Source organism: Methanomethylovorans sp. (genome assembly GCF_041447285.1).
Lineage (GTDB): Archaea > Halobacteriota > Methanosarcinia > Methanosarcinales > Methanosarcinaceae > Methanomethylovorans.
This window is the reverse complement of sequence record NZ_JBGMEB010000008.1, coordinates 141487-163365: the sequence shown is the minus strand read 5'-3', so window position 1 is coordinate 163365 and position 21879 is coordinate 141487. Positions and strand designations below refer to the sequence as shown.

General features: G+C 39.9%; 22 protein-coding genes. 16 read left to right on the top strand and 6 right to left on the bottom strand.

All coding sequences use genetic code 11. The annotated features are described in order from the left end of the window. Positions 1-33: 33 nt before the first annotated feature. Positions 34-1389, bottom strand: coding sequence for a coenzyme F390 synthetase (ftsA, locus tag ACC612_RS06075; RefSeq protein ID WP_371853602.1), 1356 nt, complete (start codon positions 1387-1389; stop codon positions 34-36). A gap of 46 nt (positions 1390-1435) precedes the next feature. Beyond that, a complete protein-coding gene (locus ACC612_RS06070) occupies positions 1436-3583 on the bottom strand; it encodes a thioredoxin domain-containing protein (RefSeq protein ID WP_371853601.1) in 2148 nt (715 codons plus the stop codon). Positions 3584-3818: 235 nt separating this feature from the next. Between ACC612_RS06070 and ACC612_RS06065 the strand changes: the two genes are divergently transcribed. Further along, positions 3819-3944, top strand: coding sequence for a hypothetical protein (locus tag ACC612_RS06065; RefSeq protein WP_371853599.1), 126 nt, complete (start codon positions 3819-3821; stop codon positions 3942-3944). 46 nt (positions 3945-3990) lie between these two features. Here ACC612_RS06065 and ACC612_RS06060 read toward each other — a convergent pair whose 3' ends face one another. Both ACC612_RS06060 and ACC612_RS06055 read right to left on the bottom strand, forming a co-directional pair. After that, positions 3991-4212: a DUF3006 domain-containing protein gene (locus tag ACC612_RS06060; protein WP_371853598.1), complete on the bottom strand. Its 222-nt coding sequence runs from the start codon at positions 4210-4212 to the stop codon at positions 3991-3993. 2 nt (positions 4213-4214) lie between these two features. Continuing rightward, complete coding sequence (locus ACC612_RS06055) at positions 4215-5645, bottom strand: lamin tail domain-containing protein (RefSeq protein ID WP_371853597.1); 1431 nt, start codon at positions 5643-5645, stop codon at positions 4215-4217. A 426-nt stretch (positions 5646-6071) separates the two neighbouring features. On the opposite strand from ACC612_RS06055, the gene ACC612_RS06050 reads away from it, so the two are divergent. The 7 genes from ACC612_RS06050 (at position 6072) to ACC612_RS06020 (ending at position 12719) form a co-directional block, all read left to right on the top strand. Beyond that, positions 6072-6302, top strand: a complete 231-nt coding sequence (locus ACC612_RS06050) for a ferrous iron transport protein A (protein WP_371853596.1) — start codon at positions 6072-6074, stop codon at positions 6300-6302. Between the two features lie 165 nt (positions 6303-6467). Beyond that, a complete protein-coding gene (gene pncB, locus ACC612_RS06045; protein WP_371853595.1) occupies positions 6468-7676 on the top strand; it encodes a nicotinate phosphoribosyltransferase in 1209 nt (402 codons plus the stop codon). Between the two features lie 200 nt (positions 7677-7876). Further along, positions 7877-8395 carry an NYN domain-containing protein gene (locus ACC612_RS06040; protein WP_371853593.1) on the top strand — a complete coding sequence of 173 codons (519 nt, stop codon included), beginning with the start codon at positions 7877-7879 and terminating at the stop codon, positions 8393-8395. 445 nt (positions 8396-8840) lie between these two features. Beyond that, positions 8841-9506 (top strand): hypothetical protein, encoded by a 666-nt coding sequence (locus tag ACC612_RS06035; protein ID WP_371853592.1) that lies wholly within the window; start codon positions 8841-8843, stop codon positions 9504-9506. Between the two features lie 249 nt (positions 9507-9755). Further along, a complete protein-coding gene (gene hcp, locus ACC612_RS06030) occupies positions 9756-11441 on the top strand; it encodes a hydroxylamine reductase (RefSeq protein WP_371853591.1) in 1686 nt (561 codons plus the stop codon). A gap of 20 nt (positions 11442-11461) precedes the next feature. Further along, on the top strand, positions 11462-11800 hold the full coding sequence (locus tag ACC612_RS06025) for a cupin domain-containing protein (protein WP_371853590.1): 339 nt from the start codon (positions 11462-11464) through the stop codon (positions 11798-11800). A gap of 235 nt (positions 11801-12035) precedes the next feature. Next, the gene (locus ACC612_RS06020) at positions 12036-12719 is read left to right on the top strand and encodes a sulfite exporter TauE/SafE family protein (RefSeq protein ID WP_371853589.1); all 684 of its coding nucleotides are present in this window, start codon (positions 12036-12038) and stop codon (positions 12717-12719) included. 13 nt (positions 12720-12732) lie between these two features. Here the strand turns inward: ACC612_RS06020 and ACC612_RS06015 are convergent, their stop codons facing one another. After that, a complete protein-coding gene (locus tag ACC612_RS06015; protein WP_371853588.1) occupies positions 12733-13155 on the bottom strand; it encodes a hypothetical protein in 423 nt (140 codons plus the stop codon). Positions 13156-13379: 224 nt separating this feature from the next. On the opposite strand from ACC612_RS06015, the gene ACC612_RS06010 reads away from it, so the two are divergent. The 7 genes from ACC612_RS06010 (at position 13380) to ACC612_RS05980 (ending at position 20464) form a co-directional block, all read left to right on the top strand. Continuing rightward, positions 13380-13895, top strand: coding sequence for a DUF6141 family protein (locus tag ACC612_RS06010; RefSeq protein ID WP_371853587.1), 516 nt, complete (start codon positions 13380-13382; stop codon positions 13893-13895). 229 nt (positions 13896-14124) lie between these two features. Further along, complete coding sequence (locus tag ACC612_RS06005) at positions 14125-15321, top strand: iron-containing alcohol dehydrogenase (RefSeq protein ID WP_371853586.1); 1197 nt, start codon at positions 14125-14127, stop codon at positions 15319-15321. Continuing rightward, complete coding sequence (locus ACC612_RS06000; RefSeq protein ID WP_371853585.1) at positions 15308-16528, top strand: PAS domain-containing sensor histidine kinase; 1221 nt, start codon at positions 15308-15310, stop codon at positions 16526-16528. The genes ACC612_RS06005 and ACC612_RS06000 overlap by 14 nt, the downstream gene beginning before the upstream one ends. Positions 16529-16761: 233 nt before the next feature. Continuing rightward, a complete protein-coding gene (gene ercA / locus ACC612_RS05995; RefSeq protein WP_371853584.1) occupies positions 16762-17952 on the top strand; it encodes an alcohol dehydrogenase-like regulatory protein ErcA in 1191 nt (396 codons plus the stop codon). Beyond that, positions 17939-19489 (top strand): PAS domain S-box protein, encoded by a 1551-nt coding sequence (locus ACC612_RS05990; protein WP_371853583.1) that lies wholly within the window; start codon positions 17939-17941, stop codon positions 19487-19489. The genes ercA and ACC612_RS05990 overlap by 14 nt, the downstream gene beginning before the upstream one ends. 104 nt (positions 19490-19593) lie before the next feature. Next, positions 19594-19773, top strand: coding sequence for a transcriptional regulator (locus ACC612_RS05985; RefSeq protein ID WP_370572576.1), 180 nt, complete (start codon positions 19594-19596; stop codon positions 19771-19773). A 253-nt stretch (positions 19774-20026) separates the two neighbouring features. Continuing rightward, on the top strand, positions 20027-20464 hold the full coding sequence (locus tag ACC612_RS05980; RefSeq protein WP_371853582.1) for a hypothetical protein: 438 nt from the start codon (positions 20027-20029) through the stop codon (positions 20462-20464). Positions 20465-20565: 101 nt separating this feature from the next. Here the strand turns inward: ACC612_RS05980 and ACC612_RS05975 are convergent, their stop codons facing one another. Then, positions 20566-20961, bottom strand: coding sequence for a secondary thiamine-phosphate synthase enzyme YjbQ (locus ACC612_RS05975; RefSeq protein WP_371853581.1), 396 nt, complete (start codon positions 20959-20961; stop codon positions 20566-20568). 242 nt (positions 20962-21203) lie between these two features. On the opposite strand from ACC612_RS05975, the gene ACC612_RS05970 reads away from it, so the two are divergent. Further along, complete coding sequence (locus ACC612_RS05970; RefSeq protein ID WP_371853580.1) at positions 21204-21710, top strand: Hsp20/alpha crystallin family protein; 507 nt, start codon at positions 21204-21206, stop codon at positions 21708-21710. The last annotated feature ends 169 nt before the right edge of the window (positions 21711-21879 follow it).

The window sequence follows — 21879 nt, the reverse complement described above, 5'->3', positions numbered from 1 at the left end:
AGGAACCAATAGCTATTCCATCAAGAGTATATCTTATCTACGATCTACCAGCCGTTTTGGTCTGCCTTTTATCTGATATAGTTCCAACCCGCCAGGAGCTGTATAGTTGAATATGACCTTAAAAGTGCCATCATGATAAGCGTTCTCAAGTCTTTTCTTGTATCTAAGGAAAGCACGCAGGAAATTTTCTTCCACAAACCGTTTATCACATGCTGAAGGGTCAAGGCATTCCAGACTTACTCTCATGACAGTTTCACCCTCATCATCTCCACCATAGAGGAAAGCCTCGTATTCTCCGGTAAGATATTCCATGTTCTCCCGCTGGAAAACACCCTTTTCCACATCCACGCGGTTAAAGGGTGTTTCTGCAACCCAGAATGTTTCAGCTTCACGCTGTGGGTTCATAATTTTCATGTGCGTCCTTCCACAGGCACATTGCTTACGGGTCAGAACGACAGTAGTATCTTCAGTGTCATAGTTAAGAAGAAGTGTACCGCATTTGGCACCCACTGGAAGCAGGGTAGTGAGCACTATCCTGCCACATTCGCCATCCTTGACGAATTTATCCATACCCGGATCATATACATCCAGATGCACCATGTCCTCTGATACATGCAGGCCACTGAACTCTGCACATTCTCCACACATAGTGCCTTCCGTACTGCCATAGTTGTTGTACACATCACAATCCCATAATTCAGAAAGGTAGCTACGTGCTTCTTCAGCAAAGCTTTCCCCTCCTACCACCAGACGCTCAATGCTTGATTCAGAAGGTTCCAGTCCTTGTTCTTTCATGTTATTGCCAAGCCTTAACAGCTTGAAAACACTGCCTACAATGCCAGTGGGTTTGTAGGAGGTAACGATCCTTGTGGGAAAAGTGCATTTACCTGTAGGAATAATGGTCATTCCGATATGATGAGCTGCAAGTGTCATAGTGTTAGCACCTACATTCATGCCATAGGAAGCGCATATCACCACTTTATCTCCTGGTCCGAATCCCTGTGATACAAAATAGCGGGCATATTTCTCTGCATAACGCTCCCAGTCTTCCCATGTGAGAAAGAACGCTTTTGGGGTACCGCTGGTTCCGCTTGTTTCATGGATGGTAAAGATATCGTTCCATTCTCCAGTCTTGAACTCAAAATCCTTTGTGACGGGAGACTGATGTTCTCTTATTGTACTGCCGTTGATAATGGGTAGTTCCAGCAGATCTTCATGACACTGGATATTGGAAGGTGATATCCCATGTTCTTTGAACCATTTTCTGTAAAATGAAGAGTTATCAGCAGCGTATTTGACGGTGTAGCGAATACGCTCATCTATCAGAGCATCCAGTTCTCCCCTATCCATAGTCTCTATGGATGGATTATGATAAGGTCCTGGTGACATGTATTTATCTCCCCACTATAATATGACAAAACATTAATTTTATAGACTACTCTCTGTTTTCACGGACTTTAAGCATTTTCATCATCTTGCTAATGTCTGTTGTAGGTATATTACAACTGAAACCTTGGCAAACATAGGCTGTGGCTAGTCCATCTGTTGTTACCATGTCTTTAGTATATGGAGCAAGTTTTTCTATGCTGTAATCTTCTTTCAATAAAAATACCATGTTGGGAAGGAATGATCTGCCAATAATTGATAACATCTCTTTGGTATCCTGATCTTCCTTATTCCCTGCAATGACCACTTCGAAAGTGGGTCCCAAGGCAAAGTCAAGAGCTTGCAGGAACTGGCAATATGCCATAGGCATTGCATCTATCTGACCGGAGAATGCTTTCATTGAGGTATAGGCTTTTTCTTCAAGGGCTGTACTGCCCGTTATCCGGGAGAGTCTTAGAAGGTTCATCACACTAACAGAGTTACCTGAAGGAATTGCCCCGTCATATACTTCTTTGCTGCGGAACAACAGAGTTTCAGAGTCTTTTGAGGTATGGAAAAATCCTCCGTTATCATCCATAAAATCCTGCATCTGCAGGAAATTAAGCCTCAATGCTTGTTCAAGATGCACTTTATCCATAGTAGCCTGATATAATTCAATGAGGCCCCATACCATAAATGCATAATCTTCCAGAAAACCAGCGATAGAAACTTCACCTTTCCGGTAACGATGTAGCAGCTTACCATCTGTGGATGACATCTCTCTAAAGATGAAGTTTGCAGCCCTGGATGCAGTTTGTACATATTCCGGTCTGTCAAAGGCCCGGGAAGCTTTGCTAAGAGCAGCTATCATCAGACCATTCCAGTCCGTAAGAACTTTGTCATCCTTGGAAGGATGAACTCTTTTTTCCCGGCTGGAAAAGAGCACCTGCCTTGATTTCTCAAGCTTTGCCTTTAATTCGCTTAACGGAAGTCCAAGTTCATATGCTACTTCTTCCAGTGGTCTTACCATATGCAGGATATTCTGCTTAGTGGCAATGCCTGATATTTCCTCTTTGTAATTCCCCTCGTATGACACACCATATACTTTACATATCAGATCTGCTTCTTCTGCGGGAAGGAGCTCATAAATTTCTTCCTGTTTCCAGAGATAGAACTTACCTTCCACCCCTTCGCTATCTGCATCCTCTGCACAGTAGAAGGCTCCTTCTGCAGAGCAAAGGTCGCGAAGTAGATAATCTATTATTTCTTCTGTTGCCTCTCTATAATCCTCAATGCCTGTCACCTGGAAAGCTTCTGTGTAAGCTATGATGAGCATTGCCTGATCGTAGAGCATTTTCTCAAAATGGGGCACCAGCCAATTACGATCCGTGGAATAGCGGTGAAATCCAAACCCTATATGATCATATAGACCTCCCATGTGCATGGAATTCAGGGTTTTTGTCACCATCGTCAATGCATCAATGTTTCCAGTACGATACCAGTATCTAAGAAGAAAAGTCAGGTTATGTGGAGAAGGAAACTTAGGAGCCTTCCCAAAACCTCCCGCTTCATGGTCGAAAGAGGAAAATAACCGTGCATAGCCTTTGTGCAGGGTTTTTTCGTTCAATTCAGTGCCACGACTCTTGGTAAGACTTTGTGACACATCAGAAGAAACTGCAGCTTTCAGTTCCCTGGCGCTCTGCAAGATCTCTCCTTGTTGCTGTGACCATAGGTTCGCTATGTGAGGAATAATGTCAAGCATTCCCACACTACCAAACCTGCTTTTCTTTGGAATATAGGTTGCTGCAAAGAATGGCTCTTTTGAGGGTGTCATGAATATTGTAAGTGGCCAGCCTCCTCTTCCTGTAATAGCCTGACAGACAGCCATGTAGACGCTATCTATATCCGGTCTTTCTTCGCGATCGACTTTTATGCAGATGAAGGCCTCATTCATGAGCTTGGCCACATCAGGATCTTCAAAGGATTCTTTCTCCATTACATGGCACCAGTGACAGGTAGAATATCCAATGGAAAGAAATATCGGCTTATTCTCTGCTTTTGCCCTTTCAAAAGCTGTTTCATCCCAGGGATACCACCGCACAGGATTGTATGCATGCTGAAGCAGGTAAGGACTTTTTTCACTTATCAGAAAATTAGGTGTCTTGTGCCCTTTTTCAGGATCGCGGTCCCAGTTATTATTATGGCTTATATTGCTCATTTATTTTCCTTCCCCCCATCTTTAAAAATAAGAATGAACATTTCTGATAATTATTCTATTTCTTGCTTATCATTTATTTCTGTTTACAATTCATACCTCATCATTATGTTAAGCATCATATAGAACACTGTAGATATATTAATATACTTGAATCTGAAACTTCAGTATTGTCCTTTGCGAAAAAGACATAGAAAAACGAAACCGGTCTTATCAACCATGCAAAGGAGGTAAATATATGGAATTTGTAGCTGTAACCTGTCAAAAGTGTGGTAAAAAGATGTATGTTAGACGTAATTGTGTCCGAAATGTTATGTACTGTACTATCCACTGCCTTGAATCAGGCATTCCATCAAAGAATTGAGTGCTTCGCTCTGAACACTCACACCTCACTAGAAAAAACTTATATTTCACTTTTTGTTTTTGAGCTTTTCAATCAAAGAGGATATTCTTTCTTTAGTCTGTTCTGCTTCCTGAACGTCTTTTGTAATGTTGATATTCAGAATATCTCCTTCCTTACTCCCTTCAGGCAATAAAGAAACTGGGATATTGATCTTAGTAGTTTCTTCTGGCCTGACGAGTAATACAGCTATCGTATTTTCAATCCTGTCAAGTGTGGTTTTGATGGTCAAGTTTATCCCCTCAATGAATCTATAAGATTTCCTCCACTGTCGTAGAGGAAGGCAGTATCTCCATCATTGTTCCAGAAAGGACTGCCACTTCCCCAATATAACTCAGTTCCACTATCTGATCCTTCACCAGTGTAGAGAGTAACTGTTGAACCTGCTTCCAGCTGGAATGAAGGGAAATTATATGTGTGTTTATTTTCCTCGTCTTTGACCTCCCAACCTGTGAGGTCCACCGAAGACGAACCTGAATTCTTGATCATTACATACTCTTCCTTAAGGTTTAGATATGTAATAGACACGCCTTCATCTGAGGTGCTTGATTGAGTTGGTGCAACTACCGTGTTGTCTGGACTGGAAGTAGCTAGCGTTTTTTCAGATGCAGTTGCTGTATCCTTGGTGGTTAACGAACTTGTAGTGCTGGTTTTGATTGGAGCTACCTTTTTAGTTTTCACTGTGTAAGTAGAACCATCTGTTGTAATGGTTATTGTACCATCGTAATCTGTTCTATAAACCGTAGATATACTTTGCAGCCTTTGCAGAATCTCATCATGGGGATGTCCATAGTCATTATCGGCACCGACTTCGATAATACTGACCTCTGGACTAACATCTGAAATGAAGTTTTGTCCTGAACCGGAAGTACTTGCATGATGCCCTACTTTAAGGATATCTGCATCCACGTCGTAGCCAGCAGCCATGATACTTGCTTCTGCTTCAAGTCCAGCATCACCCATGAGTAGGAATGATACGTCTTTATCTAAGATTTTAAGAACCACAGAATTCTCATTGAGATCTTCAGATTGTTCTTTTCCTGGGTTAAGAACCTGAATCTTTATTCCTGGAGCAAGATCAATGGTTTCACCTCTTTGTGCTACATGGAAAGGAATGTTCTTTGTGTCGATTGCTGTCAACATGTTCTCGTATGTTTGCGATGTATGTGCATATCCAGAGTCAATGAACTGACCTACAGGATATTTACTTAGTATTTTCAGAATTCCTCCTATGTGGTCCGCATGTGGATGGGTTGCAACCACATAATCAAGAGATGATACCCCCTGTTCCTTGAGAAATGCTGAGACTATAGAACCCATGTTAGCCTCACCAGCATCGATAAGCATGGTTTTTCCTGCATATTCGATGAAAATGGAGTCACCTTGACCTACATCTATGAAATGAACAGTCAAGTTACCGTTTTGAGCAGGTGCCGAGGATGTTTGTTCAGGTAAAGCATATTGTTTATCAGTTGTATCTTCATTTATAGAATTGCTTTCTGATGCCTCTTTCACAGGCTCAGAAGTTTGTTGCACGGTAGTATTTACATTCTCTTGCTGTTGTGGATCTGCAGGCTTAGTTTGTTGATCGGAGGGTTGTCCAAATATTCCGAGAAACACAAACACAGCAAAAATAATCAGTATCCATTTTATCATTTTGTTCATATTTTTCCATCCAACAGAGGTATCAATAAAAGTGAATGTACATTTAACATATACTTTTTGAAATGCTTCTTGTATAATTAAAAAGGTGCATTTCCGGTGGAGTATTTGAGTTTGGAAAAACGAGGTAAAATCAATTTCATCTTAATCATTCACTTTCAATGGGACAGATAATTTTATTCGATCTATCTAATCTTCTTCTCTTATGACGTATAAAATAAGTTATAACTCATAATATTAGTCATGACTAATTATTATAGCAGAGACAAGCTTATATACTTACAATTCCTAGATAGAAGTGTCAAATCAAATTAGGCATACCTAATAGATTGGGCAGCACATGCATTTGGACCTTTAAGGCTCCAACGTGCGCTGAGCAAGAACCGCAGTTGACAAAAAAACTAACAAATTGTCGAAGAGGTATGAATTATGGCCCCACCAATTCCCCTTGCAATGGTTTCCGAAGGTACTGAAACCAAAGTTGCAGGGATCAACGCAAGTAAATCTCTTGCAGAGCGCCTGAAAGCTATGGGTTTCATAGAGAACTGCCCTCTGAAAGTAACCAGAGATAACATGGGTTCTCTTATTGTAGAAGTAAGCGGTTGTAAATATGCTCTTGGAAAAGGTATGGCTTCAAAGATACTGGTAAGACCTGAATAAATCCATCTGCTTTTCTTTTTTTCATTAATTCTTAAGGGGTTTAATGACTCCTGTCGATTTTTTCTTCATCAGGTCATTTAAGTGTCATATCATCCGAATATAATCGACAGGCACATAAGGTATAAAGTACAGGCTTATATCCATAAATATGTAGGAAGATCAGGCGTGATTCAATCTATACTGGACAATGACCTGTACAAGCTGAGCATGCAGATGGCTGTACTGGAGCTGTTCCCTGAAGCAAATGTCGAATATCGTTTTATCAACAGGGGTGGGCAGCGTTTTAATGATGATTTTATAAAAGAGCTTCGCAACATACTTGATGTGCACTTTCCTAAGATCACACTGACCGAAGAGGAGCATAAATGGTTGAAATCTGCCTGCCCTTTCTTTAAACCCATGTATCTGGAATATCTGAAAAACTATCGTTTTGATCCATCTGAGGTAATTGTGGGGCTTACCGGGAATAATAACCTTGACATGAGGATAAAGGGACCCTGGCATAGTGCCATTCTCTGGGAAGTGGTACTCATGGCTACGGTCTCCGAACTTTTTTTCAGCACAATGGAAAAAAGCTGGAAAGATATGTCATTTTCAGAAGGTTCCGGAGAGGAGATACTTCTTAAGAAGTATGCAGAGAAAATAAGATCCATTGGAAAACAATTGGATGGCTGTGGTTGTCTTTTCACCGAATTTGGTACACGCAGAAGAAGAAGCTTTAGAGTGCAGGATAAAGCCGTAGAAGTTTTGTGTGGTCTGCCCCGTTTTACAGGGACAAGCAATGTCCATCTTGCTCGAAAATATGGAATAAAACCTGTGGGTACCATAGGACATGAATGGATCATGGGCAATTCTGCCCTTATGAGTCTGCGAAGGGCTAACTTTTTTGCATTTGATAACTGGACAAAAGTATATTCTGGCGACCTTGGAATAGCTCTTTCGGATACATTTGGCACTGATGCTTTTTTTGCAGATTTTGATCTCAGGCTGTCGAAACTGTATGATGGTGTAAGGCATGACAGTGGGGATCCATTCGGTTTTACCGATAAAGTCATCGAGCATTATAAATTAAAAGGCATAGATCCTATGAAAAAACTACTGGTTTTCAGTGATTCCCTACATGCTGCAGATGCCATAAGGCTTAAAGAGCACTGCGCTGGCAGGATTAACTGCAGTTTTGGTATTGGTACAAGCCTTACAAATAATCAGGAATTCTTCAGGGAAAGCCCCCCTCTAAATATCGTGATCAAAATGCATAGCATTAATGGCATACCTGTAGTAAAATTAAGCGATTCATGTGAGAAGGAAACGGGAGACAGGGATGCTCTAAGAGTGGCTAATTACGTATTTGGCAGAAAAGGGCTTGATGAATGAAAGCCCCCTTTTTAGCCACACTATATTGTGCAATTTGCAGCCGGTCCCTTCAACGCTCAGGGAGAGAATATTGATGTGGAACAGAAAAGAATATCATAGAAGTGGTTCTATAACTCATCTCTCACATCAACTGAATTAAAAATGCAATACTAAAATTAAAATAATTTGAGTGCTTTTTTAAAAAGGGATAGGTGAATTAAATGGGTTCAGACGATCAGGATAATCAAGATCATATATTCAAAAGTCAAAGGTTGGCCGTATTCGCAGATGTGCAGAATATGTTCTACTCGGCCAGAAATTATTATGAAAAAAAATTGGATTTCGGAAAATTATTAAGTGCTGTAGTGAGGGAAAGGCAGCTTATCCGTGCAGTGGCTTATGTTGTGGAAACAAAGGAAATAGATCAGTCTGGTTTTAAGTCAGTAATAGAACACATTGGGTGGGAAGTAAAGACAAAACAATTAAAATCAAGACCTGACGGCTCAACTAAAGGGGACTGGGATATGGGAATAGCCATTGATGCCATATCCATATCTACTAAAGTTGATACCGTTGTGCTGGTCACAGGTGATGGGGATTTTACTGCTCTTGTAAATCACCTCAAGGCTGCAGGTGTGAGAGTAGAAGTGCATGCTTTCCCTAAAAACACTGCTGTAGAACTAATTGATGCAGCTACGGCCTATTATCCAATCGATGAACGGCTATTGCTCAAGAAATAATAGAGTGAAGGGCTGGATTTGTTAGAGAACCAGCCCGTATTAATGAGATTAATTCTGTTATCTAACATTATTTTGAGGTTTTACTTGATTAAATTTTTGACCTTTACTATCGAAAATCAAAAAATTAGATTCCCTCTGTGTTTCACTTATAACAAGATCTGTTTGTCCTGCACAACAACACTCACTACTATCCATATCCTTGCCCAGAGGACAACGCCTATCATAGCCCATGAACAACCGACACAATATTCATGCAGTTGGCTTCACTAGTTAAGTAATTTGATGTCACTTTTGTTTATCTTCCATTCTTAGCATTACATCTTTGAAACAATCATACCGAAGATTTGTGATACTTCTTTTGAATGTAATCTCCATTTTATACTGGGCAAAATTAAAATACAATTAATATATTTATACGTGCGCTAATTATTTGAGGTGTATCAAAATGAAAAACATTTGTACAGAATGCAGCACTGAGATCACAGAAGCAGAATACAACTATTCTCTTAACAGGTTTGAGCGTCCTCTTTGCAGAGAACACCAGAGACTTCAGGACAACTTGGATAATGATGTTTCTGAGAACACCTGTTCAAATCATGAAAATGATGTCAATAAAAGTACCATTTCTGAGAAAGAAAGTATCTTCATTGAAAATATGATCAAAGGAAGGATTGCCGAAACTCTCGTTGACGAACTGTTCACGTACTTAGGATACAGTGTCTTCAGATACAATATGATGAACACTGTTCCTGGAGCGATGCAACTTCTAAAAGGTGTCCGTGGTGATGTTGCAGCAAATATCAAAAAGATGCCTGATCTCGTGATACAGGACCAAAACAGTGGGAAAGTTTATTTTACTGATGTCAAATTCAGGAAAAATGAGAGTTTTAAACTCGATGACGTTGGTTCGGATTATCCGTATGAGAACTGCTACTTTATTGTGATATCGAAGAAACATATTAAATGCATAACTTACCAGGAACTGAAAGAGGGTAAGGAGATCACTCCATCTTCCCGTAACTATCTTGGTAACAGGAAGGAGTTTGAGCTGGACAAAGATGTTATCATCAAGTTCTGTGACTTTGCAGTCAAGTTCTTTGATGCAGTATAATTTTCCGGCTTAAATAAGTTAAATAAAAATAGGATAGGCTGCCATCGCTGTAAAACTGAGATGCAGTTCGTTTTCACTTATAGACCGACGGGAATTCTAAATGCAACCTATCCTTCATACCTTTCTTTTTTCTATCTATTAATCCTCATAAAGAACTTGAGAGTATCCACTTGGAAACTGCCCGACTTATATGATAGTATATCCAATATACTAGTATCAAAAGGATACCAAATAAGGCAAGGTGAAAATATGTTTTGTTACCAGTGCGAAGAAACTCTTAATGGAACAGGCTGTACTAAGAACGGCGTCTGTGGAAAGAAAGAAGATGTTGCTGATCTTCAGGATGACTTGATGTACGTTCTGAAGAGCATCGCATTCTATAACTCAAAAGCCAGGGCAAATAAACTCAATGATGAGAAGACCGATGAGTTCATGCTTGACGCACTTTTTGCAACTGTTACAAATACCAACTTCTGTAAGGCTGACATTGAATCCTTCATCAATGAAGGCTTTGAAATAAAGGATGGAATAAAAAAGAAACTCCTTAGTGCAAAGGTCATTGACGAGAAATCTGGTTCATCCTTCCCAAGATGGATTAAAGAGAAGTTACTGGGTGCCAGTCCGAAAGCCGGAGAGCCATTGCCCCTTGTGGCAAAAGTCACTGCTGACAGCCTGGTCAATATAAATACAGGCATACTTGCAACAGAGAATGAGGACATACGCTCCCTCAGGGAATTGCTAATCTATGGTCTTAAAGGCATGGCAGCCTATGCCCACCATGCAAACGTTCTCGGATATAAAGATGATAATATATCCGCATTTATAGAGAAGGCCCTGCTGGCAACAATGGACGATAACATGGGTGTAGCGGAACTTGTTCCTCTGGTGCTGGAATGTGGATCAATGGGTGTTACTACCCTTGCTTTGCTTGACAAAGCAAACACAACCACCTATGGAAACCCTGAGCCAACAGCTGTGAACATAGGAGTGCATGATAAGCCGGGAATACTTATCAGTGGGCATGATCTACGTGACCTGGAGCAGCTCCTCAAACAAACCCAGGGTACTGGTGTAGATGTATATACTCATGGAGAGATGCTGCCTGCAAACTCATATCCGGCTTTCAAGAAATATGACAACTTTGTTGGAAATTATGGCGGTTCCTGGTGGAAACAGAAAGAAGAGTTCGAGAAATTCAATGGTCCTATACTCATGACCACGAACTGTATCGTGCCTCCAAAGGAGTCTTACCTTGATCGCATCTACACAACAGGTATTGTAGGATTCGATGGTGTCAAACATATAACTGCAAATAAAGATGGAACAAAGGATTTCTCTGTGATCATTGAACAGGCAAAGCAGTGTAAATCGCCCACACAGCTTGAAGAAGGCACTATCATGGGAGGATTTGCACATGTATCAGCCCTCTCAGTTGCTGATAAGATTATAGAGGCAGTGAAAGCAGGACAGATCAAGAAGTTCGTCGTAATGGCCGGATGTGATGGCAGGCATAAGGAAAGGGACTACTACACCGAATTTGCAACGGCTCTGCCAAAGGATACTGTGATCCTGACAGCGGGTTGTGCAAAGTACCGCTACAACAAACTGGATCTGGGAGATATAGGCGGTATCCCACGAGTAATTGATGCCGGACAATGTAACGATTGCTACTCACTGGTTGTCATTGCCCAGAAACTTGCGGAGGCGTTTGGACTGAAGGACATAAACGACCTGCCAGTAGCTTACAATATCGCATGGTATGAACAGAAAGCTGTGCTTGTACTGCTTGCACTGCTAAGCCTGGGAGTAAAGAACATTATGCTTGGACCAAAGCTGCCGGCATTTGTATCACCAAATGTGCTTAATGTACTGGTGCAAAACTTTAACATCATGCCAAACACAACTGTTGGAGAGGACATGAAAGTCCTTCTCTAAACCTTTTAGGGTGATAGATCATGAAAATAATTGACGTAAAGAAGGCCAGCAAACATGAGAATCCTCATGGTGTTTCTGTGAACAAATTATACGATACGGAACACGCCCAGATAATGCACATGGAGCTTAAACCGGGAGAAAGCCTGAAGAAGCACTCCACACCAACAGATGTATGTTTTTACATCCTTGAAGGAGAAGGTATCGTGGAGATTGGAGAGGAGCAGGAAAAAGTGTCAAAGGACATGCTTATCGAAAGTCCTGCAAAGATACCACACAGGCTGATGAACGAAGGTACAGATAACTTCCGTTTCCTTGTGATCAAGGCTCCACGCCAGACAGAGACTACAAAGATGGTGTGAATAATTTCCATTGTACCTAATTTTAATTTTGGAATTTTTTGTTCCTATTTTCTTTTTGCTTTTCTTTATTTTCATGTTGCTGTTCGAAGATATTTAGAGCAAAACGAGTTGGTGTTACTTTTACATAGTATTGTAACATAATTAGTGATAATGCATATATACTGAAACGGACATATAGTAACATCAAGTATTACATGCATTAACTTGAACTAAGTATTTTCACAGAGGCGGTTGAATGAACATATTGACAGAGCCGGAGGTATTGCTTTCCGACATGAATTTCATACTAATTCTCTCAGCTTTTTTGCTGGGAGCATTGCACGCACTTGAACCTGGTCATGGCAAGTCTGTAATGGCAGTATTCGTAATGGGTACAGATGCAAACCTGAAGGATGCTTTAACACTGGGACTTACGGTAGTGTTCTCTCATGTGATCGTAGTAATAGCCTTAGGAGTAGCATCTATTTACCTTGTAAATACACTGAATGTGGATATCACTCATGATATTATGAGCCTTATTGGAGGAGCCATACTTATTGCTGTAGGAGCCTGGATATTGCGCAGGTACTATCACCATCATGACCATAGTCACTCACACAACATTGATACCAGAAAAGGCGTGATTGCCATTGGCCTCTCCACTGGTCTTATTCCCTGCCCTGCAGCCTTGGCTATGCTCCTATTGGGTATTACCACTAACCAAGTGTACAATAGTTTGATCTACGTACTGATATTCAGCATTGGACTGGCTCTATCAATAGTATGTCTATCAGTGCTGTTCGTAAAAGGTCGTGGATTCCTGCAGAGCTATGTAGGCAGTAGCAAACTGGAGAAACTGCCTCTTGCAAGTGGCTCAATAATCATTATTGTTGGCCTTTTTACTCTACTACATCCCCTGATAGAACACTTTGGAGTATGATCTGATCGTGACCTCAGTATTCAGTAAGCATACATGAGGTCACAGAGGTTACATTAAACCCTTCTGTAACAGTTTCTATTTCTAAGATGTCTGTTTTTGTAAGGTTAGTATTATTGATATCTGCTGCGCCGTATATCTCTATGGCAGATCCTGGCTGAAGTATCTTATTAACAGGGATTTTTAAGTCATCACTAGTTAATATCTGCCCTATATCCTCATTAAAAATGGGTTCAACATTAACTATATGCATTTCCTGGGTTCCACTGTTGTACAAAAATAGTTTATATGTGATATTTTCACCGATACTTTCTGTCATGTGAGGAATGGATAAGGCAGGTTCTTGAGGTGTATTTGTAGGATCATGCCATGTAATGAGCATACCACTTGCTATCCCTGCTAAGAACAGCAACATACCGTAGATATGTGTTTTATTCATAATTGTCCCCTTTTTGAGAATTAGGTTAAAGAAATATTATCTATTGAATCAACTCGTTTATCTGAATAAATGCGCAATGTTATATTAATGCGTCGAAGTATAAATTTTATCAGACACAATAGATGTTGATTCTTATAACTGCTTCTAAAAATACTGAAACCTGAAAACTTCTAATAAAAGAGGCTACCAAAAGATACATATTCTGGATTCACTCCCATCAAGCTATGAATGGAAAAAACACCATCCTTTTCAGAGAAGAGCAGCGTTTCAACCAATGGTGGCTCTGGTTACTGATCCTTGTGCCTACAAGCATGATGTGGTATGGTGCCATACAGCAGTTGATATTTGACAAGCCATATGGAACTAATCCCACTTCTGATACAGGGATATCCATACTACTCGTTCTTTTTGGCATATTACTACCTCTTTTCATGTATTCACTCAGACTCATCACTGAAGTAAGGCAGGATGCATTATATGTCCGCTTCTATCCTTTTCACCTTTCATTCAGGCACTACCCATACGAAAGTATAAGCATTTATCAAGTGCGGGAATACTCTCCGCTGAAAGAATATGGAGGATGGGGGATACGCTATGGTAAGAAAGGTATGGCATACAATGTAAGTGGTAACCGTGGTGTACAACTGGAATTCAAAAATGGAAAAAGATTACTGATCGGCTCACTGCGACCAGAGGAACTTGTAAGCCAGATGCAGATTGCCATAAATAGATATCAATAAATAACAGAAATTGTAATTTTGATATATATTTAAAAAATATTATCAGTATTAAATCAGATGAGTATTAATGTAGTCGACTACAAGATATAGAAACATATATTTATAGTTCATATGAACAAAATACTTTTATATTTATATAGCAGCTTATAATGTAGACTGTTAGATAAGAAATTACAAAAATTATCTTTTGTATTTTAAAAATTCTCAAAAACTATAAATGAGGAAATGCATGAAAGATATCAGAGAGGATACTACAAAAATAAGCAATATCACACATGCAAGCTTTCCCATTCGTAAGTTTGTAGCTCCAGAGATTATATTAGGTGATGGTTCCAGGAACCTCATCAACCAGTACGTTCTCAGCCTCTCTGGTCAAAATATATTTTTGGTCACTGATCCCGGTGTAATTAAAGCTGGCTGGGCTGGAGAGATAACAGATAATCTCACATCTGCAGGTTTAGATGTGATTATATATGACAAGGTTTCTCCGAACCCTCGGTCAGAAGAAGTAATGCAAGGAGCGCAGCTTTATGTTGAAAGCGACTGCGATCTGGTAGTGGCCGTAGGTGGTGGCAGTCCAATGGACTGCGGGAAAGCGATTGGCGCAGTGGTATCAAACCATTGCAGCGTTCTGGAACTAGAAGGAGTGGACGAAGTAGCTATGCCTGCTCCACCTATAATATGTGTCCCTACAACAGCTGGTTCCTCTGCTGACGTATCTCAATTCTCTATAATTAATGATGAACAGAAGAAAAGCAAATTTTCCATAATTAGCAAGACAATGTTACCGGACCTTGCAATTATTGATCCTGAGACAATCATTACAATGAGCCCAAAACTGACTGCTGCGACGGGAATAGATGCTCTTTGTCACGCTTTTGAATCATACGTTTCTAATGCTTCCTCTGTTATAACTGATATGTATGCTCTAGAGGCTACCAGATTATTAGCCGAGTATCTGCCAAAAGCATATGCAGATCCTGATAACATCATGTATAGGGATAAAGTCATGCTGGGGAGCATGTACGCAGGTTTGGCATTTTCTAACGCCAGCTTAGGCTTAGTGCATTCTATGGCTCACAGCCTTGGAGGTTATCTGGACTATCCACACGGAGAATGCAACGCTCAGCTCCTGGAACATGTTGTCGCCTTTAATTATCCCAATGCAGCTCAAAAATATAAGGAGCTTGAAGCTGCTATGTCTGGAAAAAAGACATCAAATGAAGGCGATCCTGCGGGCCTTATACACGAACTGCGCAGTATCACCAACCAGTTAGGAATAAAGATCGGGTTATCAAGTATGGGACTAAAAGAGGATGACATAAAATTCCTCAGTGAAAATGCATTCGTAGACCCTTGTTTAGCCACCAATCCCCGCCCTGCGACCAGAGAAGATATCGAGAGACTTTATTATGGCGCACTCTGAAGAAGACAGCAGGCTTGATGATCTGCGGAAAAGGATCATCGGATTGGGTGATACATCCCATCGGAAGAGTTATTACCCTCAGCTAAAAGAGCAAATCAACGAGTTAAGCCAAGCTATGCGTGCATTGCAGGAAAGTGAAGAAAAGTACAGAACATACGTAAACATATCTCCCTCTCCTATTTTTGTAATGGATTTCGGTGGGAATTTTGTTGATGTAAACCCTGCAGCATGCAAAATTACTGGCTATTCCAGAAAGGAAATGCTCAAAATGAACTATTCTGATATAGTGGATTCATTAAATAGAGAGTACTATGATGAAATATTCAAGGTGTTGCAAGACGAAGGAAAAATATCAGGAGAGTTTCCTTGTATAAATAAGGAAGGAAAGGAGTTCTACCTGGAAGTTAATGCCGTAATGACCCCTAGCAACAGGTTCCTTGTAATAGGTATGGATATTACTGAGAAGAAAAAAACCGAAGATGAGATGTTAAGGGCAAAAGCAGCTGCAGAAAATGCAAACCGTATCAAAAGCGAGTTCCTTGCAAATATGAGCCATGAGCTGCGAACTCCTTTGAACTCAATAATAGGATTTTCTGATATGCTACTTGATGAAATCCCTGGAGAAATTAACGATAAGCAATCCCAATACATATATAACATATCTCAGAGCGGAAAACATTTACTTAATATTATTAACGAGATATTGGATATTTCCAAAATCGAGTCTGGAAAAATGAAGTTGTATAAAGAAAAAGTGGCTCTTGATGAAGTATATAAGGAGCTCTACTCTACTATAAAACACCTTGCAGATAAAAAGGAGATACATATCAAAATATCTCTAGATTCTGAAGAAAACTACGTGTTTGCTGATAGAGCAAAGCTAAAACAAATTCTGTTCAATCTTACAAGCAATGCCATCAAATTTACAGAAAAAGATGGAAATGTAATAATTAACACAAGTACCAATGAGAAATTTGTCCATATCTCCGTAATTGATACAGGCATTGGTATTCCCAAGGAAGGATTAAAAAGACTTTTCACACCGTTCATGCAGCTGGATTCTTCAGAAGCAAGAAAATACGAAGGCACCGGTCTTGGGCTTGCTCTTTCAAAAGAGCTTGTTGAACTTCATGGTGGAAGTATATGGGCCGAAAGCGAACCCGGAAAAGGGAGTAATTTTACTTTTACCCTGCCTTTGTACAAATAGATTCATCTTCAAATGATAATGTCAAATACATTATTACTATTGTATATTTTTTCTGTTACTTTGCAATAAAGTGAATGACTTAAATTGTTACTTATTGAATCTATAAAATGTTGTGCAACATAATACTTTTATATTAATATAGCTGAATATAAAAAGGGGATATAAAGTAATGCACAGGGGATGCATCGTGCATTGAAAAACATATATAGATACTCATAGGGAGAGGTATCAAAATGACCACAGGGGATAATAAAGCAATAAGCAATATCTTATATGAGGGACTCCCCATCCGTAAGTTCGTAGCACCGGAGATTATATTGGGTGATGGTTCCAGAAGCCTCATAAACCAACACATTCTCAGTTTATCTGGTCAAAATATATTTTTGGTCACTGATCCCGGTGTAATTAAAGCTGGCTGGGCAGGAGAAATAATTGATAACCTAATGGCTGCAGGTTTAGAAGTAGTGATCTATGACAAAGTTTCCCAAAACCCGCGATCACAAGAGGTCATGCAAGGGGCAGAGTTTTATGTAGAGAACAAATGTGACCTCATAGTAGCTGTAGGGGGTGGCAGCCCGATGGACTGTGGCAAAGCAATTGGTGCAGTAGTATCAAACCGCTGCAACGTTCTGGAACTGGAAGGAGTGGACGAGGTAGTTGTTCCAGGGCCACCGCTTATATGTATACCAACAACAGCAGGGTCTTCTGCTGATGTATCTCAGTTTGCCATAATAACTGATGAAAGAAAAAGGCGCAAGTTTGCCATCATCAGCAAGACTATGGTACCAGACTTAGCGTTAATTGATCCGGAAGTTACACTTTCGATGAGTCCAGAATTGACAGCAGCTACGGGTATGGATGCTCTATGCCACGCTTTTGAATCATATGTTTCAAATGCCTCTTCTGTCATGACCGATATGTATGCTTTAGAGGCTACCAGACTATTAGCCGAATATCTGCCAAAAGCATATGCAGATCCGGATAACATCATGTACAGGGATAAAGTCATGCTGGGAAGTATGTATGCAGGTCTGGCATTTTCTAACGCCAGCCTGGGTTTAGTGCATGCAATGGCTCATAGTCTCGGAGGGTATCTTGACTCTCCACACGGCGAATGCAATGCTCAGCTTCTGGAACATGTTGCTGCCTTTAATTATTCCTCGGCGGCTGACAAATATAGGGATCTTGAGGCTGCTATGTCTGGAAAGGAGATACCTGAGAACAAAGGAATTGAGGGCCTTATACGCGAACTGCGTAGTATGACCAGCCAGCTGGGAATAGAACCAGGTTTGTCAAACATGGGAGTAAAAGAGGAGGAGATTAAATATCTCAGCGAGAATGCATTCCTGGACCCCTGTTTAGCCACAAATCCCCGTCCTGCGACCAGAGAAGATATTGAGAGACTTTATTATGGAGCACTCTGAAGAAGACCACAGGCTGGACAGTCTGCGAAAAAAGATCATTGGGCTGGGAGAGACTTCTCATAGGAAAAGCTATTACCCTCAGCTACAGGAACAGCTCGGGCAGTTAAGCTTAGCTATGCATGCATTGCAGGAAAGTGAGGAAAAGTACCGCACACTGATTGAGAATGTCAATATTGGCATTCTCAGGAGTGAACCATGGGAAGGCGGCCATTTTATTCAGACGAACCCGGCATTATGCAGGATGCTGGGATTCGATGATGAAAAAGAACTTATGGAAATACCTGTGGAACAAGTCTATCTTCATCCTGAGGAACGTTCTGAGCTACTGAGAGAGCTGAAACAATCAGGCAAAATTAAGGACCGCAAGGTAATGTTCAAGCGCAGGGATGGATCACCAGTGCTGTGTTCGATTACTTTTTCAGCACAGTATGATTCTAATGGTAACGTAATTTACTTAGACGGCGTGGCTGAGGATATAACAGAAAAGGAGAAGAAGGAAGCTGCTTTAAGAGAGAGCGAGGAAAAGTATCGCACACTGGTTGAAAATGTCAATATCGGTATTGTCAGAAGTGAACCCTGGAAAGGAGGCCATATAATTCAGGCGAACCCCACAGCATACAAGATGCTGGGATTCAATGATGAAAAAGAGTTACTGGACAGACCTGTGGAAGAAATCTATCGTTATCCTGAGGAACGCTCTGAGCTATTGAGAGAGCTGAAGCAGACAGGTAAGATAAAGGACCGAAAGATAATTTTCAAGCGCAGGGATGGAATCAATATCATGGCTTCTGTTTCATTTTCAGCAAACTATGATTCTAGTGGTAACTTGAGTTATTTGGATGGTGTAATTGAAGATATAACCGAGAAAGAGAAGATGTACGAAGCTCTAAGACAGATCAACAGCAAGCTTAACCTCCTAAGTTCCATCACACGCCACGATATAATTAATCAGGTAATGATCATGGAAGGATACCTATACCTGGTGATGGAACGAATAGATAACCCTGAAGTACTCAGGATGTTGGAGAGGATGAAGGCGAGTGTGAGGTCTATTGATAGGCATATTATGTTCACCAAAGATTATGAGGATGTTGGAATTCATGCTCCTCAGTGGGTCAATCTCCGAGAAGTTGTTATCAGTGCTATGGTTCCAGTGGACAAGGCATTGATAAATATGCATATGGACGTAAAAGATTATTTGATCTTCACGGACCCGATGATAAAGAAAGTGTTCTATAATCTGGCCAACAATGTAATAAAACACAGCAAGGCCAGTAATCTCACAATCACCACTGTGGAGGAAAAAGATAAATTATTGGTAGTATTCCAAGACGATGGCATTGGTATCAAGGACAAAAGTAAATTGTTCAAGAAAGGGAATTCTACTTCTGGATACGGACTTTTTTTATCAAAAGAGATACTGTCTATAACCGGCATCGGAATAAGAGAAACGGGCTTACCGGGAGAAGGAGCACGATTTGAGCTTATATTCTCCCCTGGTCAATACAAAGCTTCCTCAGATAAAACAGCACAATAAAAGAATAGCTAAAGGTTCAATATGAGACTACACAGATCTGTTATTACCTTAACTAGAGCCTAATTTTTTAATGTATGCTGACATATACAGTATGGAGATATTCAATGACCGATAATACACAGATTGTCCTTGAAGCGATGAAGAACGCTGGCAAGCCACTAAGACCTGGAGATGTTGCAAAGATGACAGGGATTGACAGCAAAGAAGTGAGCAAGATAATCAGCTCTTTGAAAGAAGAAGGAAAAGTCATCTCACCAAAGAGATGTTATTATTCTGCTGAATAAGCAGTAAACTTTTTTTTACTTTTACGTTTATTTGATCATTGCGCAACCTGGGTGTGCTTACTACTGTAATTCTATGTATACACTTAGGCATCGTATTGTTGCACATAATAGCAACTTCCCATTTATAGCCACTAGAGTGATTCAGAGGTTACAACGAGATTACCCCACGAGAATCCCCCGTACCTTGGGACTGATTTACAGAGTTATTGATACTATAAGCTTTTATTTAATGAATGCAAGGTAAATAGTAAATATGAGTAATAATCTTAATAAAAAGTTATCAATTCCGAATAAATATTTAATTTTAATTGCAGGCATCGTTTGGATATTTGCTGGATTAATGGTAATAAAAATAGGATTCCCATATTTTGTGATCAAAGGTCAGTTTACTTTTAAAATACTGCTAGCTGCTTCAGTATTTTTAGTTTTTTATGTGTCTATCTTTTCTAGATTAGTTGACAAGCACACTAATAGAATAAATAGCGATAGTAGAACAAGAATGTTTTTTTTGGAATTCTTTGATAAAAAATCATACCTAATTATGTTGATAATGATATTAGGTGGTATTACTATCCGGAAACTTAGTCTTTTGCCGGGTTATTTTATAGGATTCTTTTATGTTGGGATTGGTTTAGCACTGTTCTCCTGTGGAGTGAAGTTCGTATATAATTTTATGACTTTACCCATATAATAACATGACCTTATCGTACAATTTACAGTAAATTGAGATGAAGTTATAAAATGGTTAATGTCCTTCCAAATCCTGCCCTTTCAACATCCTACCTTAGGAAATTACCCTACATTTTTAACTAATGTAATGTGCACCTTTCTCTGACGCGGTCCATCAAGTTCAACGAAGAATATTCTTTGCCATGTGCCCAATACGAGTTTTCCGTCTACTATAGGTACTGTTTCACTGGACCCTAAAAGCATGGCTCGAAGGTGAGAATCAGCATTATTGTCTATAGGATCATGATTGTATCCTGCACCGGGGGGTACTAGCTTGTTGAGCAGATTGAACATGTCGGAAAGCAAACCTGGCTCATTCTCATTGATTATTATAGCTGTGGTTGTGTGGGTTGTGCTTACTAAGCATATTCCATTCTGTATTGAGCTTTTATATACTTCTGCTAAAACATCATCTGTAATATCTATAAGCTCGACTGCACGATTAGTATCGATCCTCATCTGACCACTCTTCTGTTAGGTATCTATATCAGTTTATGAATATACTCTTATTTACAGAGTCTCAAAGGCGAAACATGTTTATTGTAGTGGGGTATGTATTATTATAGGGGTGTACAGCACTTACACTTGTAAAGGCACGTCTGAAAGTATACCTTTATATATGACTTGTTCGTATAGCACAGAACGAATGGGGAAAGTGGGCAAAAAGCTGATTTGCTAAGAGCCTACATAGGAGAAATTATATGGACGACAAGAAAAAGCATTCTTTCGATGAGGATTTTGATAAAAGCCCGATAATGGACATCGAACAGCTTATTCAGCACCTGCTGTCCATGTTCTCTAAAGATGCTGATGAACTTGGTGAGTCCTTTATTTATGGATATACCATATTCCAAAAGGTCGGCGAGAAGCCAGATATACAGGGTTTTAAGATAGCTCATTCCTCTTTCACTGATGAAGATGAGGAAGAAGAAGGAGATATATATATCAACAGTGCAGAGCCTGTGGTAGAAGTATTTGAAACCGATGATGCTGTATATGTTACCGCAGAACTGTCTGTGGATGAAGAATATGTCGAATTCTCTCCATCAAAAGATGAATTGGAACTGGTTGTCATAGCTCCAAACTTTGGATTTTCAAAACTTGTAGAACTACCCGTGCCAGTTGATCCTGACACTGCAGTATCCACTTGCAAAAACGGTGTTTTTGAGATCTGCCTCAAAAAGACAGTAGTGGAAGAAGATCACTAATAATATTCTTTAGCATCTTATAGATGCAAATTTTCTATTTTTCATTTGAATATTTATCTCCTTACTTGCAGTTGGCCTTCTAATTATAACCTGAGTATTGCAAAGTTGAAAGACTACATCTGATGGTTATAAGTAAATATTATTTTGTGGCAAAATAGTATATAGACAT